This window comes from Mycobacterium sp. 852014-52450_SCH5900713, from assembly GCF_001667075.1.
In the GTDB taxonomy this organism is placed as follows: Bacteria; Actinomycetota; Actinomycetes; order Mycobacteriales; family Mycobacteriaceae; genus Mycobacterium.
On record NZ_LZIL01000035.1, the window covers coordinates 95,016 to 112,586 of the forward strand.

At 66.6% G+C, this 17,571-nt stretch carries 17 protein-coding genes; 12 read left to right on the forward strand and 5 right to left on the reverse strand.

Translation table 11 applies throughout. The annotated features are described in order from the left end of the window. Positions 1 to 30: 30 nt before the first annotated feature. A complete protein-coding gene (locus A5773_RS09955) occupies positions 31 to 888 on the forward strand; it encodes an LLM class flavin-dependent oxidoreductase (protein WP_067260984.1) in 858 nt (285 codons plus the stop codon). 3 nt (positions 889 to 891) lie between these two features. Here the strand turns inward: A5773_RS09955 and A5773_RS09960 are convergent, their stop codons facing one another. Next, positions 892 to 1,611 carry an SDR family oxidoreductase gene (locus tag A5773_RS09960; RefSeq protein ID WP_066958637.1) on the reverse strand — a complete coding sequence of 240 codons (720 nt, stop codon included), beginning with the start codon at positions 1,609 to 1,611 and terminating at the stop codon, positions 892 to 894. Between the two features lie 10 nt (positions 1,612 to 1,621). After that, positions 1,622 to 2,443 (reverse strand): FadR/GntR family transcriptional regulator, encoded by an 822-nt coding sequence (locus A5773_RS09965; protein WP_066958635.1) that lies wholly within the window; start codon positions 2,441 to 2,443, stop codon positions 1,622 to 1,624. 99 nt (positions 2,444 to 2,542) lie between these two features. Between A5773_RS09965 and A5773_RS09970 the strand changes: the two genes are divergently transcribed. Together A5773_RS09970 and A5773_RS09975 are read left to right on the forward strand one after the other, a co-directional pair. Continuing rightward, positions 2,543 to 4,927, forward strand: coding sequence for a CoA transferase (locus A5773_RS09970; protein ID WP_066958633.1), 2,385 nt, complete (start codon positions 2,543 to 2,545; stop codon positions 4,925 to 4,927). 17 nt (positions 4,928 to 4,944) lie between these two features. After that, positions 4,945 to 5,136, forward strand: coding sequence for a ferredoxin (locus A5773_RS09975; RefSeq protein ID WP_046185638.1), 192 nt, complete (start codon positions 4,945 to 4,947; stop codon positions 5,134 to 5,136). 60 nt (positions 5,137 to 5,196) lie between these two features. Here A5773_RS09975 and A5773_RS09980 read toward each other — a convergent pair whose 3' ends face one another. Next, positions 5,197 to 6,435: a cytochrome P450 gene (locus tag A5773_RS09980; RefSeq protein ID WP_066958631.1), complete on the reverse strand. Its 1,239-nt coding sequence runs from the start codon at positions 6,433 to 6,435 to the stop codon at positions 5,197 to 5,199. Between the two features lie 152 nt (positions 6,436 to 6,587). Here A5773_RS09980 and A5773_RS09985 point away from each other — a divergent pair, with 152 nt between their 5' ends. The 6 genes from A5773_RS09985 (at position 6,588) to A5773_RS10010 (ending at position 11,364) form a co-directional block, all read left to right on the forward strand. Further along, positions 6,588 to 7,721 carry a Rieske 2Fe-2S domain-containing protein gene (locus A5773_RS09985; protein WP_156744794.1) on the forward strand — a complete coding sequence of 378 codons (1,134 nt, stop codon included), beginning with the start codon at positions 6,588 to 6,590 and terminating at the stop codon, positions 7,719 to 7,721. A 21-nt stretch (positions 7,722 to 7,742) separates the two neighbouring features. Beyond that, positions 7,743 to 9,329 (forward strand): AMP-binding protein, encoded by a 1,587-nt coding sequence (locus A5773_RS09990; RefSeq protein WP_067790754.1) that lies wholly within the window; start codon positions 7,743 to 7,745, stop codon positions 9,327 to 9,329. Positions 9,330 to 9,424: 95 nt separating this feature from the next. Next, the gene (locus A5773_RS09995; RefSeq protein WP_067790756.1) at positions 9,425 to 9,850 is read left to right on the forward strand and encodes a nuclear transport factor 2 family protein; all 426 of its coding nucleotides are present in this window, start codon (positions 9,425 to 9,427) and stop codon (positions 9,848 to 9,850) included. 62 nt (positions 9,851 to 9,912) lie between these two features. Beyond that, a complete protein-coding gene (locus A5773_RS10000) occupies positions 9,913 to 10,386 on the forward strand; it encodes a MaoC family dehydratase N-terminal domain-containing protein (protein ID WP_197505333.1) in 474 nt (157 codons plus the stop codon). Then, positions 10,383 to 10,838, forward strand: a complete 456-nt coding sequence (locus A5773_RS10005) for a MaoC family dehydratase (RefSeq protein WP_067260988.1) — start codon at positions 10,383 to 10,385, stop codon at positions 10,836 to 10,838. Before A5773_RS10000 ends, A5773_RS10005 begins: the two co-directional genes overlap by 4 nt. Then, the gene (locus A5773_RS10010; RefSeq protein ID WP_067790758.1) at positions 10,819 to 11,364 is read left to right on the forward strand and encodes a maleylpyruvate isomerase family mycothiol-dependent enzyme; all 546 of its coding nucleotides are present in this window, start codon (positions 10,819 to 10,821) and stop codon (positions 11,362 to 11,364) included. Before A5773_RS10005 ends, A5773_RS10010 begins: the two co-directional genes overlap by 20 nt. 153 nt (positions 11,365 to 11,517) lie before the next feature. Here A5773_RS10010 and A5773_RS10015 read toward each other — a convergent pair whose 3' ends face one another. Then, positions 11,518 to 12,984 carry an aldehyde dehydrogenase gene (locus tag A5773_RS10015; protein ID WP_066958619.1) on the reverse strand — a complete coding sequence of 489 codons (1,467 nt, stop codon included), beginning with the start codon at positions 12,982 to 12,984 and terminating at the stop codon, positions 11,518 to 11,520. A gap of 91 nt (positions 12,985 to 13,075) precedes the next feature. Here A5773_RS10015 and A5773_RS10020 point away from each other — a divergent pair, with 91 nt between their 5' ends. After that, entirely contained in the window at positions 13,076 to 14,437 is a 1,362-nt protein-coding gene (locus A5773_RS10020; RefSeq protein WP_066958617.1) for a lipocalin-like domain-containing protein, read from the forward strand. Here the strand turns inward: A5773_RS10020 and A5773_RS10025 are convergent. Beyond that, entirely contained in the window at positions 14,420 to 15,571 is a 1,152-nt protein-coding gene (locus A5773_RS10025; protein WP_067790760.1) for an SRPBCC family protein, read from the reverse strand. The genes A5773_RS10020 and A5773_RS10025 overlap by 18 nt on opposite strands. Before the next feature lie 40 nt (positions 15,572 to 15,611). Between A5773_RS10025 and A5773_RS10030 the strand changes: the two genes are divergently transcribed. Together A5773_RS10030 and A5773_RS10035 are read left to right on the forward strand one after the other, a co-directional pair. Next, positions 15,612 to 16,514 carry a MerR family transcriptional regulator gene (locus tag A5773_RS10030; protein WP_066958613.1) on the forward strand — a complete coding sequence of 301 codons (903 nt, stop codon included), beginning with the start codon at positions 15,612 to 15,614 and terminating at the stop codon, positions 16,512 to 16,514. Between the two features lie 60 nt (positions 16,515 to 16,574). Then, positions 16,575 to 17,297, forward strand: coding sequence for a DUF1906 domain-containing protein (locus tag A5773_RS10035; RefSeq protein WP_067260994.1), 723 nt, complete (start codon positions 16,575 to 16,577; stop codon positions 17,295 to 17,297). Positions 17,298 to 17,571: the final 274 nt, after the last annotated feature.

Sequence of the window (17,571 nt, forward strand, 5' to 3'; positions counted from 1 at the left end):
TCGCACAGGAACAAACGCATAGGTGGGCGCATGGTCGAGTGGTATCTGTTCCTGCCGCAGGTGCGGCTGTCGGCGACGGAAATCGTGGAGCGGGCCCGCCACGCCGAGGCCAGTGGCTTCGACGGCATCGCGTTCATCGATCACCTCGAGGCGCCCGGTCTGCCCGATGAAAGCATTTGGGAAGCAATGGGCATTGCGAGCTGGGTGGCGGCCAAGACGGAGCGGCTCCGCATCGGCCATCTGGTGCTCTGTGATGCCTTCCGCCATCCCGCCGTGCTGTCCAAACAAGCCGTCACCCTGTCGGACGCGTCGGAGGGCAGGTTCGACCTGGGCCTCGGTGCGGGGTCCTGGCCCGCGGAGTTCGCCAGATTCGACGTCGGCCAGCAGGACGCGGTCGCCCGGGTCGAGCAGCTGGATCGGCACCTGGCGTTGCTGCGGCAGTACTGGGGTGACGATCCGGGCGCCGGCTCAGCTCCGCAAGCCCCGCCGAGGTCTCATCCGATACCGCTGGTCCTGGGCGGCACCGGGCGCCGGATGATGGAACTCGTTCGCAGATACGCGGATTGGTGGAACCTGCCGGCGAACCACCTCGACAAGCTGCCCTCGCTGGCCCCGGCGGCCGGCACGGCCCGGCTTTCCGTTCAGCAGATGGTGGGGTTCGTACGATCGGGTACCGACCCCGACACCGTGCGCGAGGTCAGCACGCGGCGATTCGGCCACCTGGGCGCGGGGCTGGTGTGTGGCGATGCCGACGAGCTCATCGGCCACTTCAGCGGGCTGGCGTCCCAGCGCGTCGAGCGGTTCTACGTGTGGTTTGCCGATTTCGCCGTACCCGATTCCCTGCGTGAGTTCGGCGAAACGGTGATCAAGGCTTTCCCGGCGCCGTAGCCGTCAACCCCGTTGCTCGGCGCGCCGCCGCGCTTCCGTGGGAACGACCGGCGGCCGGGCGAACGGCCCGCGCTGGACCGCGCTGAGCCGGATCTCCGGCAGGTCGACCGACGGGTCGACGGTGTCCAGCCAGGCCACCGCGTCCGCCACGTCCGAGACCTGGATGGCGTACATCTCGAAGGGAACGTCGGAAAGCATCTCGGTTTCCACCGGGCCCGGGGTGACGATGTGGACGCTGATGCCGTCACGGTCGACTTCCAGCGCCAAGGCCCGCGCGAAGGCGTTCATCCCCGCTTTCGATGCCGAGTAGGCGGTTCGCGCCATCATCGGTTCGTGCGCCGCCGACGACGAGATGAACACGAACCGCGAACCCGCGCGCATCCTGGGCAGCGCGGCGGCGGTCACCACGAAGCACGAATCCAGATTGGCCGAAATGATGGTCCGCCACTGCTCGAACGTCTGCTTGCGCGCGTACGTTCCACCCAGCGTGCCGGCGGCGTGCACGACGAGGTCGATGGTCTCCAATGCGCTTGTCGCAGCGGCGAATCCGTCCGGATCCGAGGCATCGGCCACGATGTGGCGCGCGCCGATCTCCTCGGCCGCTGCGCGCAACGGGGCCTCGCGTCGCGCCACCAGCACCACGTCGTAACCCAGCTCGGCCAACTTGCGACCGCACCCTTTGCCGATCCCGCCGCTGCCGCCGGTGACCAATGCCGTTCTCACGGGCTGCCTCTCAGGTTTGACGGAAATCCCGCGTCCGCGACAATGCCTGCGGTGACAGCGCGTGAATTCGTTGATCGTGCCGACCGGAGAGTACGTAGGTCTGGGTGTCGGCGAGATGGCGGCCCGCGATGCGGCGGGCCCGGTCGACGTCGCCCTCCGCGATGGTCTCGGTCAGCTTGACGTGCGTGCTGAGCACCGCGCGGCGTTGGGCCAGCGAGGGGTAGGTGCCTCGCGCCGCGCTCTCGTCCGCCCACTGTTGTTCGTGGCTGGTCCACAGCGTCTCCAGGCTGCCGACCACCGCGATGATGGTGTGGTTTCCACAGCCACGGACCACGAGATCGTGGAATTCACGCCCGATTTCGGTGAACAGCCCGCCGTCCTCGATGTTCTCGGCCATGGAGTCGTTGACCCGGTTGAGCTCTGGGACCAAGGTGTCCGCCCGGTCCGGCCGCCGGGCGGCCAGCGCGGCGCACGCGGGCTCGAGTTCCTGCAAGGCCATGCCGAGGTCGGCGACCGCTACGGACTCGCTCTGCAGTAACAGCCCGAGCATGTACGCGGCGCTGGTCTTCGCCGGGGCGTGCACAACGGCGCCACCACGGTTGCCCCGTCGCACCGAAACCAGGCCCTCGGTCTCCAGAATCCGCAGCGCTTCGCGCAGAGAAACCAGACTCACGTTGAACTGCTCGACAAGCACCTCTTGACGCGGCAAGAGATCGCCGTCGGCGAGGTCACCGTTGATGATCTGGCGGCGCAACTCGTCGGCTACGATTTCTGCGATCCGCGGCGCCGACAATCGGCGACGGGCGTCGCTCCCAATTCCCAAGGCGGTCATCCGATCCTCGATGCATAGCAACTCGCTGGCTTAGCTATTTTAGCAGTAATGGTATAAATAGCTTCTTCGATCGCGTGTCGATCGGGAGGGCGGGTGTAAGTGAGCGAGCGGTCCGACAGCCGGCCCACACCGCTGCACGACCTGCGTGTCGTCGAGATCAGTGACCGGATCGCCGGCAGTTATTGCGGCAAGCTGCTGGTCGATGCCGGGGCGCAGGTGTGCAAACTTGAACCGCCGCAGGGGGATTGGCTCCGCCGTTATTCGGCGACCGGATCGCCCGTGCCGGACGGAAAGAGCTCGCCGTTCTTCGCCTACCTCAATGCGGGCAAGCGCAGCATGACTTACCGGCCCGACGCCGGGCGCTTGTCCGCCGAGCTGTCCGCCGCGGACGTGGTGGTGGTGACTGCCGGCCGGGAGCAGGCCGCGGCGTTGGGTGTCGACCCGCAGCGGCTGCTGGCACAGTGTCCGCGCGCAATCATCGTCACGATCTCCGACTTCGGCTGGACGGGACCGTACGCCGATCGGGCAGCCAGCGAATTCACCCTGCAGGCGTGGGCGGGCTCGCCCGGCTTCCGGGGCGATCCCGCGGGGCCGCCCATCGCGATCGGCGGCGACCTGGGGGAGTACATGGGCGGCGTCTACGCCGCGTTCGGCGTACTGGCCGTGCGCCGCCGCGTCGAGCGCGGTGGCCCCGGTGAGCACCTCGATCTCTCCATGCTCGAGGCGTTGACCGCGATGCAGAGCAGCGAATGGCTGCATTCGCAGCTGCTTCGCGTGCCCCCGATCCGCCGCACGCTCGAAGTGCCGTCGATCGAGCCCGCCAAGGACGGCTACGTCGGGATCACCATGGTCACCGGCCAGCAATGGCTCGACTTCGTTGCCATGGTCGAATGCCCGCAGCTCGAAGAGATCGAACAGCTCCGCTTCCAGATCGGCAGGTGGGCCTATCGTGACCTGATCCGCGAACAGATCGGCCCATGGCTGGCCGAACGCACCGTCGAGGAAATCGTCGAGCTCGGCCAACTGTTCCGGCTCCCCATCGCGGCGCTGGGCAACGGCTCCACGATCCGGGAGATGGAATACGTGACCGAGCGCGGGGCATTCGTCCGCAACCCCGCGGGCTTCCACCAGCCCCGGCCACCCTGGTTGATGTCAGCGTGCGCGCCCGCCCCGCCGCGGGCGACGCCGGCCCTCGGCGAGGCCAATGACGAGATCCCTTGGTCCCGAAGGGAAGCCATGGAAGCCTCCGCCGCGGTCGGGCTGCCCCTGGCCGGTGTGCGCATCGTCGACCTGACCGCGTTCTGGGCCGGTCCTGCGGCCACCCACCTACTGGCCGCGTTCGGTGCCGACGTCATCAAGGTGGAGTCGATACAGCGACCGGACGGCATTCGATACTCGGGCGGCATGCGCACCGATGTCGACGATTGGTGGGAGTACGGCTGGGTTTTCCACGCCATGAACACCAACAAGCGTTCCGTCACACTGGATTTGGGCTCCGAAGACGGGCGCCGCCTGTTCAGCGAGCTGGCCGCCGGCGCTGACGTGGTGATCGAGAACTTCTCACCGCGGGTGATGGACCAGTTCGGCCTGACGGCCGATACGCTGCTGAACGTCAACCCCAGGCTCGTCGTCGCCCGGATGCCCGCGTTCGGGCTGGACGGACCGTGGCGGGACCGTGTCGGATTCGCCCCCACCATGGAGCAGATCGCCGGCCTGGCCTGGGTGACCGGATTGCCCGAGACCCCGCCGGTCACGCCGCGCGGGGCGTGCGATCCGCTGGCGGGTGTGCACGCGGCGTTCGCGGTGCTGGCCGCGCTGAATTTCGCCGAACGCACCGGCTCGGGGCAGCAACTCGAGCTGCCGATGCTCGAAACGGTGCTGAACGCTACCGCGATCCAGGCGATCGAATCCGAGGTCTTCGGGATAACGCTGACCCGGCGGGGCAACCGCGGTCACGGCGACGCGATCCAAAACATCTACCGGTGTGTGGGCGACGACGACTGGATCGCGGTCACCGTGCGCGACGACCGGCACTGGCGTGCCCTGGTCGAGGTGATGGATCGACCGGCGTGGTGCGACGAGGAGCTGTCCACCGTCGCCGGACGGCGACAGCGGGCCGACGACGTCGATCGCCGGCTGGCGGACTGGTTCGCGCGCCAACCCCTCGACTCGACGGTGGAGCAATTGGCGGCCGCCGGCATCCCCGCCGCACCGGTGGTGTCGCCGTCGTTGGTGATCGAGAACCCCCAACTGAGTCATCGGGGATTCTTGGAGACCCTGGACCACCCCAGCACCGGCGCCGGCCGCTATCCCTGCCCGCCGTTCGCCCAGCTGGCCGGCCAGGACAGGTGGCTGCTGCGGCCACCGCCGCGGCTGGGCGAGCACAATGAAGAGATACTGCGTGAGCGGTGCGGGCTGACCGAGGAAGAGCTGACACGCCTCGCAACCAGCGGGGTGATCGGGACCCGACCCAAGGGCCTGTGAGAAGTGGAGGGCATCTGATGCGCGTGACAGTTGACGAAAACCTTTGTGAGGCCAACGGCTTCTGCGAATCGCTGGCACCGGAAGTCTTCGAGCTGGGGGACGAGGACGTGGTGCAGATCGCGGACGGGCCCGTGCCGCCGCGGCTGGAGATCGACGTGCGCGCCGCGGTGGACCAATGCCCCAAGGCCGCGCTGCGACTGATCGACTGAGGGATCAGCGCCTGACGACGGCGAGCGCCGGGACGGCGCGAATAAGAAGTCGGGCAATCCTCATCTGCGTTCGCCCAGTGAGATCGACATTTCGTCGTAGATCGACATGTTCGTGGTCAGGTTCGGATAAGCCACTTTCGCCGGGCCGAGGGCGATGTTGTCGCAACGCAGCAACAGTTCATCGAACACCGCGCGCAGTTCCGCGCGCGCCAGCATGGCGCCCAGGCAGTGGTGGGGTCCGCCGCCACCGAAGGCCACCTGGGGGTTCGGCTGACGACCGATGTCGAAGGTGAACGGAGACGCGAAGACCTCCTCGTCGCGGTTGGCCGAACGCAGCATCGACACCACCCGCTCGCCCTTCGCGATGCGCTGGCCGTCCATCTCGACGTCGACCTTCGCGGTGCGCGTCCAGTACGCGACCGGTGAGGCCCAGCGCAACACTTCCTCGATGGCGCTGGGCCGCACTGCTTCCTGCTCGCGATAGCGCTCGATCTGCTCCGGGTTCGTCACGAACGCCTGCAGCCCGATGGCCAGCGCATTCTTGGTGGTGTCGCTGCCGGCGAACGCCAACACGAAGAAGAAAAATTCGAGTTCGTGCGGTGGCAAGCTGAAGTGATCACCGTCTTCGCCGGTGATCACCGCGGTCGCCAACGTGCTCCAGATGTCGTCGGTGGGATTGCGTCGTTTCTCCGCGGTGAGGTCCATTGCGTACCCGAAGATGTTGGCGTAGAGGTCGGTTTCGTCCTGCCGGCTCAGCTGCACCTCCGGCGAGTTGGCCTTCAAGATGCGGTCCAGGCCGTCGAAGATTCGGGGCCGGTCGTCCTCCGGTATGCCGATGATGTCGCCGATGACTGTCATCGGCAGGGCGTCGGCGACGTCCTCGATCCAATCGCCGCCGCCCTCGGCGAGCAGGCGGTCGATCATGCGCGCGGCCCTCGCCCGGATGCCGTCCTCGAGCTTGGCGATCGCCCGCGGATTGAACGCGTTCGAGATCAGCTTGCGGCGCTTGTTCAGCCCGGGCGGGTCCATGTTGATGATGGTGGGGTACGACGAGAACATCCCGACCGGCTGGATGAGCGGGCCGTCGACCGCGGTGAAGGACTCGACATCGCGATGCAGCCGGATTGCGTGCCGGTGCTTGGTGGCCACCCAGAACTGGCGCTGGACCGTCTTGGCTACGCCCGGGGTCAGGTCGTGGCGGAAAAGTGGCTGGCTGTGCCGCAACTCCGTGAACAATTCGTCGGGAAACCCATTGCGCCACAGGGAGAAATCGGAAAGATCCACTGCCGCCGCCGTCATCTGATACTCCGCTCTGCCCGGGCTCGTCTGGTGCCGCGTTGACGTTCAATGCTTAAAATAGTAAAAATAGACCTTGTCGTCGAACCGCGGTGAGTGAAGGGCGGCCAAATTGCGCTCCGCTCGCCTTGGTCTGGGCGGGATATGGAGAGTTCGTGACGCACACAATTTCTGACCCGGCGTCGGATTCGGCCGGGGATGGGGATCCATCGGAACGCGAGTTCGGGCAGTCGGGCATTGCGCTGTCGACCTATCGGTTCCCGACGGGCTGGTTCATCGTCGCGTTCGGCTCCGACCTGGCCGCCGGTGAGGTCAAGCGCCTGCACTACTTCGGTGAGGAGCTGGTGCTGTTCCGCACCGCTTCCGGCAAGGTCAACGTGCTGGACGCCTACTGCCAGCACCTCGGCGCCAATATGGGCGTCGGCGGTACCGTCGAAGACGAGAACATCGTCTGCCCCTGGCACGGCTGGCGGTGGCGCGGCGACGGCTCCAACGCGCTGATCCCGTACAGCAAGATCGGCTGCAAGAACAACGTCCGCATCCGCACCTATCCGTGCATGGAGTGGTACGGCTTCATCCTGGTCTGGCACGAACGCCACGGCCGGGCGCCGTACTGGCAGCCGCCGACGCTGCCCGAGCTGGAAACGGGCGAGTACTACCCGCTGCACCCGCACAGTCGGATGCTCAACCGGGTCAAGGTGCACGCGCAGATGATCATCGAGAATGCGGCCGACCCGTATCACGTGCAGTACGTGCACAAGGCCGCCAACCCCGCCAATACCGCCTCGTTCGAAGTGGCTGGCTATCACCTGCACGCCACCGTCAACGCCCACTTCGGTGGGGGCCGAGCAAAGACGTGGTTGACCCCCAACGGGCCGGTCGACGCCAAGATCATCTACGACAACTACTCGTTGGGGCTGGGGCTGGTCCGGTTTCCGAGTGACCTGGTGGCCACCATCGAGGTCACCGGGCAGACTCCGGTCGACGAGGACTACACCGATTACTTCTACACGCAGGCGTCCGTCCGCGAGCCGGGCGACACCGGCGACGTGCCGACGGGTCGCGCGGCCAAATTCCTGGCCCTGCAACAAGAGGTCATCAAGCAGGACTTCTTCACGTGGGAGAACATGAAGTACCTGGAGAAGCCGAACCTGGCTCCCGAAGAGGCGCACGACTATGCGGCCCTTCGCCGCTGGGCCCACCGCTTCTACCCGGGCCCGCAGCCGTCCCCGTCCGACTTCGGGTACACGGCCGACGGTAAGCCCGACCCGGCGGCCGCGAAAGCCTGAGCGAAAGCCCCTGGAAGCCCCATGAGTCCCGACCGGAGCGGACCTCTCGGGCCCGCCGACTTCGGCGTCGAAAGTTTCACGGTCGCGGCCGTGCTCGATCGGCGGGCCGAGCAATATCCCGACCGGGTGATGATGTCGATCGCCGGCGTTGACGTGACCTTCGAGCAGATGCGGCAGCGCTCCGGCGCCGCCGCGAACATACTCACGGAGTTGGGCGTCGGCCGCGGCGATTGCGTGGCGTTGTTCACCGGAACCTGCCCGGAATGGGTCTACTTCTGGCTGGGGGCGGCGCGTATCGGCGCGGTCAGCGCCGCCGTCAATGCCGCGAACAAAGGGGACTTCCTGCTGCACGCTTTGCGGCTGTCGCAGGCCAAGGTGATTCTGGCCGACGTTGAGCGTCGGCCCCGGGTGGACGAGGTTGCCGGGGCGTTGGAGATCGCGCCGACCATTGTGCTGCAAGGTGATTCACTTGACGCGGAGTTGAGCCGAGGCGGCGCCCGTCCGGTCGCAGGCGTCGGGGCGGCGGCGGACGACGTGGGCTGTCTCTTCTACACGTCGGGCACCACCGGGTCGTCGAAAGCGGTTGCCACGACCTGGCCTTACCTGTTCACGGTCGCCGCGACGGTCGCGTCGGCCTGGGAATTGCGCGCGGGGGAAGTGCTGTGGACGGCGATGCCGCTGTTCCACCTGAGCGCGGCACCCAGCGTGCTCGCCCCGATGCTGCTCGGCGCGACGACTGTGCTGGCGCAAGCGTTTCACCCCGCCGAGGTGTGGGACGACATACGCGCCCGCGGTGCCGTCGGCTTCGCCGGCGCCGGCGCGATGGTGTCGATGTTGCATAACCTGCCCCCGGATCCGCGTGATGCCGAGCTGCCGCTGCGGTTCATCTCGGCGGCTCCGATCGACGCCAAGGCTTATCGCGACATCGAAAAGCGTTACGGCTGCCGCATCGTCACGATGTACGGGATGACCGAGGCGTTTCCGATCGCCGTCAAGACCCTGGCCGACGAAGGGGTGCCCGGAACATCGGGCCGGCCCAATCCGAATTTCGACGTGCGGATCGTCGACGCGGGCGGCGACCCCGTGCCCGTCGGCGCGGCCGGGGAAATCGCCTGCCGGTCCCGGTACCCGCACGTCATGAGCGAAGGCTATGTCGCGCAAGGCATGCGGGTCATTGCACACCCGGAATGGTTTCGCACCGGCGATGTCGGCCGGATCGACGCCGAGGGAAACCTGACGTACGTCGACCGCAGGAAAGATTCGCTTCGTCGGCGCGGTGAAAACGTTTCCTCGGTCGAGGTGGAAACCGTGGTCACGAGCCATCCCGCCGTGGCGGAAGCCGCCGCGGTCGGGGTGCCCAGCGCGTTGGGGGAAGACGACATCTTGGTGGTCCTGACATTGCGACCCGGGGCCACAGTGGATTACGCCGAGCTGCTCGATTTCTGCTCGGCGCGGATGCCGTACTTCTGCGTGCCCCGATACGTGGAGATCGTGAGCGAGCTGCCGAAGACTGTCATCGGGCGGATACGTAAGGACTTGTTGCGCGAGCGGGGGGTGACTAGAGAGGCGTGGGATCGTGAAGCTCAGGGCTATATCGTTAGCCGGTAAGTTACGTTAATGTTACGTGCTAGTCGGCAAGTGACTTTACCGTTACATCCGTCCGCTCGTTGGCAGTCGTTTCCCGGGAGAGGCTGGAGACCGAAATGACCATGTCCTATCAGGAACAGCAAATGCTGCAGGCCGCCACGGGCCGCGCTGCCATCCTCAATCTGAACGCCCGGCACAACCGGGCGTACTCGGAGGGCGACCGCGAGCGCTGGATTGCCACGTTCCGCCACGCCGGCGCCACCTACCAACGTGATGGCGACACGTTCGACGATCTGCGTGCGGCGTTCGACGGCGGCGACGGACAACGGCTGGTAACGGTCGACCACGAGATCCGGGTCGACGGGGTCAACGCCGTCCAGCGTTGCGTCGTCTTGCTTTTCGCCAGCATGTACGGCGACACCACGCTGCGTGCCACGGGGATCTTCCGGGACACGTTGATCTATGAGCGTGGTGGCTGGTACTTCACTTCCCGTGTGCTGCAATGGGATTCGGTGCCCAGTCGGCACCCGCTCGTTATGTGAGCCGCGTGGACCCGGATCTCAGTTACCAGCTGGCCTTCGGCACCTATGAAGACGCGCTGCGCATGGTCGGCGCGACGAGCGAGCCGCGCACCGCGGCGACGGCGGTCAGCGGTGCACGAATCCAGCTGTTCGCCGCGACGGTCCACGATGGCAATCGGTCCTACTGGGACGCCGAGTTCGCCCACCGGAAATGGGGAGGTCTGCTGGCGCCCCCGGCCTTGCTGATGGGGTGGCTGATCCCTCCGCCGTGGCAGCCACACGGCAGGCCGCCGACGGCATCGCTGGTGCTGCGAGTGCCGCTGCCGGGCACCACGTTCATCAACGCGGCCAACGATGTCGAGTTCCTGGTGCCCATCGTCGAGGGCGACGTCCTTACCGTCGTCGAGGAGCTGGTGTCGGTGTCGCCGGAGAAGCGGACCCGGCTGGGCGTGGGTCATTTCGTCGAGACGCTGGAGACCTACCGCCGCCAGGACGGAACGGTGGTCGCCACCTGCCGGAACACCTTGTTCCGCTTCACGCCCGGAGCATCCCCGTGACCGGCGACGGCCTGGACTTCGACGACATCACCGTTCCCGTCGACCTGCCCGAGGTGGTCGACCACATCAGCTACCAGCGAGTGGTGGAGAACGCGGGAGCGACGTGGGACTACTTCCCGGGCCACTTCGATCCCGAATATGCGCGGCGCCAGGGCAACCCGACGATCTACGTCAACACGATGCACCTCGCCGGCTTCGCCGACCGCATCGCGACCGATTGGGCGGGCCCGAGCAGCCGGGTGGTGCGGCGCTCCTTGCGGCTGGCGGGCTCGGTGTATGCCGGTGACACGATGATCGGCCGGGGACGCGCGGTGGCCAAGCGGCGCGACGCCTCGGTGGACCCGCCGCGCTGCCTCGTCGACATCGAGATCCAGGTGACCAATCAGCACGGCGCGCTGTGCTGTCCGGTCGAGCTCACCCTGCAGATGCCGCATGGCGCAACCGAGCGATGACGAAGTAGCCGCACTGCATCTCGCGGTGTGCCGACGGTTCGGCGAGGCCGTGTGGTCCGCCGATGGCAGATGGGATCGTCGCTCGCCGTGCGATCAATGGGATGCCCGGGCGGTGCTCGAGCACGTGATCGGTTTTCATGACGTACTCATCTTGCGCCCCTTGGGATTGAAGCCCGACCGGTCACGAGAGGACCCGCGGGCACGATGGCAAGTGACTTATGACTCGCTGACCGCGGCCTTCGAACCCGACAAGGCCACCCAACTCGATGCGTTCAAGCTGGTACCGAACCTCACGCGCGACGTTCTGGTGCACACATGGGACCTCGCCCGTGCGGTAGGGACAGACGACCGGCTTGACGCCGCGTGGTGCCGGTTGTTTTACGACACCCTGCCCACGGACGCGCTCGCGTTGACTTCCTCGGGGATGTTCAATCCACCCGTCGCAGTACCGGACGAAAGAGATTCGCAGGGAAAGCTTCTCGCGCGGCTCGGGCGCGATCCTGCATGGCGGCCGGATATTTCATAGGGCGGTTCAGCGCCGGGTGCCGGGACGCGAGCCCGTGCCCGACCGTCCATCGGCAGAATTGCGATCCCGATATCGCCGGCGATATCCCAAATGGAAACCGGCTTATGGTCCCGCTCTCGGGACGGGCGTGGCCGATGCGATCACTTGCGGCGCCTACAGGGGCGGCAGCTGCCCTTTGCATACCAGCGTCTGCAGCTCGACGTACTCGTGGAGGCCCTCCGGGCCGAACTCGCGCCCGATGCCCGACTGCTTGAACCCACCGAACGGGGCGCCGATGTCAAGCGTGTACATGTTGATGCCGTAGGTGCCGGTGCGCACGCCCGCCGCGATTTCCAGGCCGTGTGCGATGTCGGAGGTCCACACCGAACCGGCCAGGCCGTAGTCGCTCTCGTTGGCGATTCGGATGGCGTCGTCCTCATCGCGGTAGCGCAGCACGGTCAGGACCGGACCGAAGATCTCCTCCCGGGCGATGCGCATGTCGTTGGTGGCGTCGGCGAACAGCGTTGGCTGCACATACCAGCCACGTGTTGACGGGCTGTCCTGGCCACCCAGGACGACGCGGGCGCCTTCGGCCTGGCCGGACTTGATGTAGTCCTGGACACGGCGTTGTTGTCGTTGCGCGACAAGGGGTCCGATGTCGGTGGCGTCGTCCGACGGGTCGCCGACGTTGAGGGCCGACATCATGTCGGCCAGCGCGTCGACGACCTCGTCGTGCCGCCGATCACTGACCAGGATGCGGGTCTGGGCGACGCACGCCTGGCCGTTGTTCATCAGGCCGGCTGTTTTCAATCCGGCGACGGTCTTGCCGATGTCGGCGTCGTCGAGAATGATCGCCGCGGACTTGCCGCCGAGTTCCAGGCTGACCCGCTTGAGCTGTTCACCGCACAGGGCCGCGATGCGGCGCCCGACGGCGCTGGAGCCGGTGAACGCGATCTTGTCCACCCCGGCATGGCGCACCAGCGCCTCACCGATCTCCGGTCCACCGGGCAACACCGAGACCACCCCGTCGGGCAGGTCCAGCTGCTCGATCATCTCCGCCAACCACAAAGCGTCCAAGGGGGTTTCGGGTGCGGGCTTGATGATGACCGTGCAGCCCGCGATCAGCGCGGGGATCAGCTTGGGCATGATCAGGAACTGTGGAACGTTCCACGGAACGATCGCGCCGACCACGCCGACCGGGGCCCTGCGCAGGTGCACTTCGCCGAGCACGCCCTGGCGCCGCTCCTCCCAGGGAAACTCGCGCGCGGCGGCCAGCGCCAGATGGATGAGCGACGCCGCGGCAGCCGCTTGGCCCATTCGGCTGAAACTGCGCGGCGAGCCCATCTCATCGGTGATCAGGTCGGCCATCTCTTCGATGTGGCCGGCGTAGATCGCGGCGAGCTGTTCGACCTTGGCCATCCGTTCGGCATGGGTCATCCGCGGCCACGGCCCGTGGTCGAAAGCGTGTCGCGCGGCGGCGACGGCGGCGTCCACGTCCTCGGGCCCGGCCAGCTGAACATGGCCGACCGGTTCTTCGGAGTGTGGGGAGATGACGGCGAGCTGTTGGGGGTTGGCGGGCTTGCGCCACTGACCCCCGATGAAGAGTTCGTCATAAGACCGGTGGCCAGAGTTTTCTGTCATCGGGCACTTCCTCGGGGGTTGGGCGCAGGTAGCCAGTGACCGGGATTTCTCTATTGACGCTAACATAGCGAAAAAAGCAGCGAGGGCCGATATGACCAGCGATTGGCGTAGTTATCCGTTCCAGTTGGTGCCCGGCGACAGCCAACTGGATTTCCCCTCAGCCGAGGGCGAACACCCGGATCAGGAGTCGGACACCTGGTTCATCGCCGGGCAGCTCGATGCCGCCGAGACCGACCGGTCGTTTGCCTTCCTGACCATCTTCAACAAGAACCGGCCCGGCGGCACCGTGGTCGCCGATTTCTACACGATGGCGCTCTTCGATCTGGACACCGGCGATTACGGCACCTTCACGGATTACGACATGCCGCCGGCGAACATGGAACCCGGGGCGCGGCGCAAGCTGACATTGGCCCCGGGTCATCTCGACATCCACTACTCCAGCGCGGCGGGCACCGCGTCGTGGACCACCTGCCGCGACGGCGACGGAGAGCTGCTGCCCTACACGTACCGCGTCAGCCTGGTCGGCGAGGACCAGTCGGGTCGGCCCATGCGGCTGGACCTGGCCGTAACACCAACGCGCGCACCGACACCGGTGGGTGCGTCGACCTACAACGGGAAGATCTGCTGCTTCGGCCAGACCGAAACCTACTCGTATTTCCAGACCGGCATGGCGATGACGGGCACCCTGCGCTGGGGAGACCTCGTCCAGCAGGTCTCCGGCAGCAGCGGACACATCGACCGGCAGTGGTTCCCGAAATACGCCGGCGGCGGGGGGACCGGGGGGGACCCCCGGGCAAGATCCCACGAGTGGCGCACCATCAACTTCGACAACGGCGTGGACCTGAGCATCTGGCGGCAGTTCGACCGCACCAATGGCAATGCGCTGCAGCCATTTACGGGTGTGACGACGAGCCATCCGGACCCGGGCATGCCGCCGGAGTGTGCCGAAGACGTCGAGGTGACGGTCAGCAGCTACGTGCGGTGGCCGGACGCGGTGCAACCATTGGTGCGGCCGCAGGCGGCCGCCCGCTACATGCCGGACCGGCACCGGATCACCTGCCGCACCATGCAACTCGACATCGTGGGGGAGCCGCTGGTGCCCGCCCCCGCGCACGGCCTGCCCATCGAATACATGGAGGGCCCGTACCGCTACCGCGGAACCCTCTGGGGCCAGCCAGTGACCGGCTTCGCGTTCAACGAGCGCTCGCTGGCCCTCTACCGGGACTGGGAGCTGGCCGAGGTGCTGGCCACCACCGTCGGGAACATGGAACCGGCCGACCGAGACCTACAGATGGCGGCGGGACTGCTCGTGCAGCTGCTGGCCCGCGGCCGCCGACGCGAAGCGGTCGGGCTGTTGACCACGGTGCGCCCCGCGCAAACCGACCCGCTGGCAACGCTGTTGGACGACCTCGTGGCGGTGCTGTCCGCCGACGCGTCAACCGAGAGCGGCTGACTCGCCAAGCGCCCGGGCCCAGGCGCTGTGGCGATGCTGCAGGCCGGGCTCGTTGCGGCCGAACAGCAGATGGTCGCGGGCACCGGACTCGAGGTTGGTCTGCAGGCGTTCGACCAACCGGTAGTCCTCGTCGCGCACCGTGGCGTGGGCGTAGTCGAACACGGCCTGCGCGCCGGCGGCGACCGATTCGTCGGAAATGTCCAGCGGTGTCGAGTTCTGGTGCACGGTGATCGATCTCCCGGGCCGGTCGGCGGGGTAGATCCGGAACAGCTCGCCGTTGGCGATAGTCACCGACAACACGATGTTGGGGAACAGTGCGTAGATCACCACCATGTTCTGGAACGGATCCCACTGTTCCTCGGGGACGTCGTCCAGTGCCAGGATCGTGTTGAGCGGGAAGATCAACCGGTGATGCGGGCCGAACGCGTCGAACACCGTGCAGTTGCTACGGGCGATGGTGGCAAACGTCTGCTGATGCACGGTGGCGAAATGGTAGTTCTCCGAGAAGGTGTCGACCGCGAGCTTCCAATTGATCGGGCAGTCGAGCACCTTCTCACCCAACGGCGCCCACCGCCCGATGCCCCACGAATCGAGCTCGTCGGCCAGGGGGCCCAGGTGTGCGGCGACATCCAGGCTGGCTCCGGGATCCAGTGCGACCCAGAGGAATCCGGCGAATTCGGCGGCCGGAAGTTCGGTCAGGCCGTCGGCCTGGACGGTCACGCCGCTAAACCCCTCACGGCCGGGCAGGCCGACCAACCGGCCGGTGTTGTCGTAGGTCCACGCGTGATACGGGCAGGTGAACCGCTTCGCGCTGCCGCAGCCGGTTGCGACCTGCGACTGGCGATGCAGGCAGACATTGTCGAACGCCTTGACCGATCCATCGGCCGTTCGGGTCAGCAGGATTGACCGGCCCATTACCGTCTTCGTGCAGTACGTGCCGGGGGCGGGCAGCTCCGAGACGTAGCCGACCAACTGGGGGCTGGCCAGGATCATGGCCCGGTCTCGCTCGTGGCGCTCGGCCGACGTATAGGACGTCGCCTCCACGCGGTGCTCGGCGGGGGCGAGATCGGTGGTCTTGTCGCGCGCCAACTTCAAGGCGCGGCGGGTGAGGTCGATCAGCTGCTCGCGTTCCATCCGCTCAGTACAGACCTTGCGACAGTTGTAAGGTCAAGGAGTGGCTGAGCAGTTGCTGATCGGCGACGTCACGGCCCTGACAGGGATCGCTTCCGGTCGCATCCGCCATTACGAGAAAATCGGTTTGCTGCGCGCCGAACATCTGTCCAACGGCTATCGGGTCTTCGACGTGGAACAGGTGCTCGACCTGCTGCGCATCGATCTGATGAGAAGTCTCGGCGTGAGCATCAACGACATCCAGCGCCTGATCGCGGGTGGGCGCACGACGCTGGCGGGTGTTCTCGACGAGCACCGAACGTTGCTGATGCGCCAGCGGGACCGGTTGGACGAGTTGATCGCGGCCATCGACCAATCCCGCGCGGCCACCGACTGCCCCGACTCCGACGTCAGCGAGGACATCCTGCGCCGGCTGGCGACCACCCACCGCGACAGCATCGGGGTAATGGGGCGGCTCACCGCGCCGCTGGCCGCGCCCATCGCCACCATGTATGCCGACCTGTTCGACGAATGGGACTTGCCGGTACCGGTCTTGTTCGGGCAGATGGTTCTACCGCCGGCGGCCAGCACCCTGCTGGCGCAATTGGCCGAGACGCCGGGGCGTCAAGTGCTGTTCGATCGGCTGCGCAAGCTCGCCGGCGACGTGATCGGGCTGGGCGACGACCGGGCGGCCGCAACGGAACTCGCTCAGAGCTGGATCGACCGGCAGCTCGCCGACCCGTTGCCCGACGACGTGGTCAACGTGCTTCGGGGGGTGCAGCCGTCGCTGGAACGTGACCCCGTGATCGTGCAGGGATTCCGTGCTTGGGCGGGATCGATCAACACGGCGGCCGCCCACTTCCTCGACGAGATCGCCCGTCAGGCCGCTCGCCGCGGCCTGGAGGCCGTGAGCGTCATCGTGCTGCCCGCTGCGGTGCGGACCCAAACCAAAAACCCGCCACTGTGATGCAGATGTGACCTGTGTGGTCCATGTGTCTGGTGGTGTTTCTGTCGTACCCTGGCGCTTGTGTCATCGGTTTCGCGACGCGACGTACTCAAATTGGCTGCGGCGGCCCCTGCCTTAATGGGGTTGGGCGTTGCCGGTGCGTCGCTGCGTCCGGCACCGGCATCGGCGTCACTGGGCACGCTGTTGGACTACGCGGCCGGGGTCATCCCAGCCAGCCAGATCAGGGCCGCCGGCGCCGTGGGCTCGATCAGGTACGTGTCGGACCGGCGCCCCGGCGGCAATTGGATGCTGGGCAAGCCGATCCAGGTTGCCGAGGCGCGCGACCTCGACAGCAATGGACTGAAGATCGTCTCGTGCTACCAGTACGGCAAGGGCAACACCGCCGATTGGCTCGGCGGAGCCAACGCCGGTCTCCAGCACGCGCAACGCGGAATGCAACTGCATGCCGCCGCGGGCGGGCCCGCCAGCGCGCCGATCTACGCCTCGATCGACGACGACCCGTCCTATGACCAGTACAAACAGCTGATAGCTCCCTATCTGCGGTCTTGGGAGTCGGTGATCGGTCATCAGCGCACAGGTGTGTACGCCAATTCGAAGACCATCGACTGGGCGCTGCACGACGGTTTGGGCTCTTATTTCTGGCAGCACAACTGGGGTTCACCCAAGGGGTTCGCCCACCCGGCCGCCCATTTGCACCAGGTCGAGATCGACAAACGCAGCGTCGGCGGGGTTGGCGTCGACGTCAACGAGATCCTCAAGCCGCAATTCGGGCAGTGGGCCTAGCCTCCCCGCACCCGCTCCGGCCATCGGCCGGCCGCGACTCTTAGAGATCCCAGCAAACACTCGTTCGCTCATTCTCCGGCGCGGCGGGTGCGAAGCGTGTCTCGACGACGCCGCGGAAGCGCGTCTGACGCGACTCCACGGCTCGAAATTTTTACATAACGATTACATAACAAAACTGCTTTGATCAGGGCAGTTATAGCTACTCGACCGTAACCACCTGCATGCAGCAGGTTTGTTCGCGGCGCCCGCGCCGCGGATTAAACCCGGTGTTATC

What these genes read in the sequence shown, in the direction of transcription:
- A5773_RS10000 (WP_197505333.1), top strand. Translation starts at nt 9,913, where the DNA reads ATGGTCGGCGCGACGAGCGAGCCGCGCACCGCGGCGACGGCGGTCAGC.
- A5773_RS10020 (WP_066958617.1), top strand. Translation starts at nt 13,076, where the DNA reads ATGACCAGCGATTGGCGTAGTTATCCGTTCCAGTTGGTGCCCGGCGAC.
- A5773_RS09995 (WP_067790756.1), top strand. Translation starts at nt 9,425, where the DNA reads ATGACCATGTCCTATCAGGAACAGCAAATGCTGCAGGCCGCCACGGGC.
- A5773_RS09990 (WP_067790754.1), top strand. Translation starts at nt 7,743, where the DNA reads ATGAGTCCCGACCGGAGCGGACCTCTCGGGCCCGCCGACTTCGGCGTC.
- A5773_RS10015 (WP_066958619.1), bottom strand. Translation starts at nt 12,984, where the DNA reads ATGACAGAAAACTCTGGCCACCGGTCTTATGACGAACTCTTCATCGGG.
- A5773_RS09965 (WP_066958635.1), bottom strand. Translation starts at nt 2,443, where the DNA reads ATGACCGCCTTGGGAATTGGGAGCGACGCCCGTCGCCGATTGTCGGCG.
- A5773_RS10010 (WP_067790758.1), top strand. Translation starts at nt 10,819, where the DNA reads ATGGCGCAACCGAGCGATGACGAAGTAGCCGCACTGCATCTCGCGGTG.
- A5773_RS09980 (WP_066958631.1), bottom strand. Translation starts at nt 6,435, where the DNA reads ATGACGGCGGCGGCAGTGGATCTTTCCGATTTCTCCCTGTGGCGCAAT.
- A5773_RS10025 (WP_067790760.1), bottom strand. Translation starts at nt 15,571, where the DNA reads ATGGAACGCGAGCAGCTGATCGACCTCACCCGCCGCGCCTTGAAGTTG.
- A5773_RS09955 (WP_067260984.1), top strand. Translation starts at nt 31, where the DNA reads ATGGTCGAGTGGTATCTGTTCCTGCCGCAGGTGCGGCTGTCGGCGACG.
- A5773_RS09975 (WP_046185638.1), top strand. Translation starts at nt 4,945, where the DNA reads ATGCGCGTGACAGTTGACGAAAACCTTTGTGAGGCCAACGGCTTCTGC.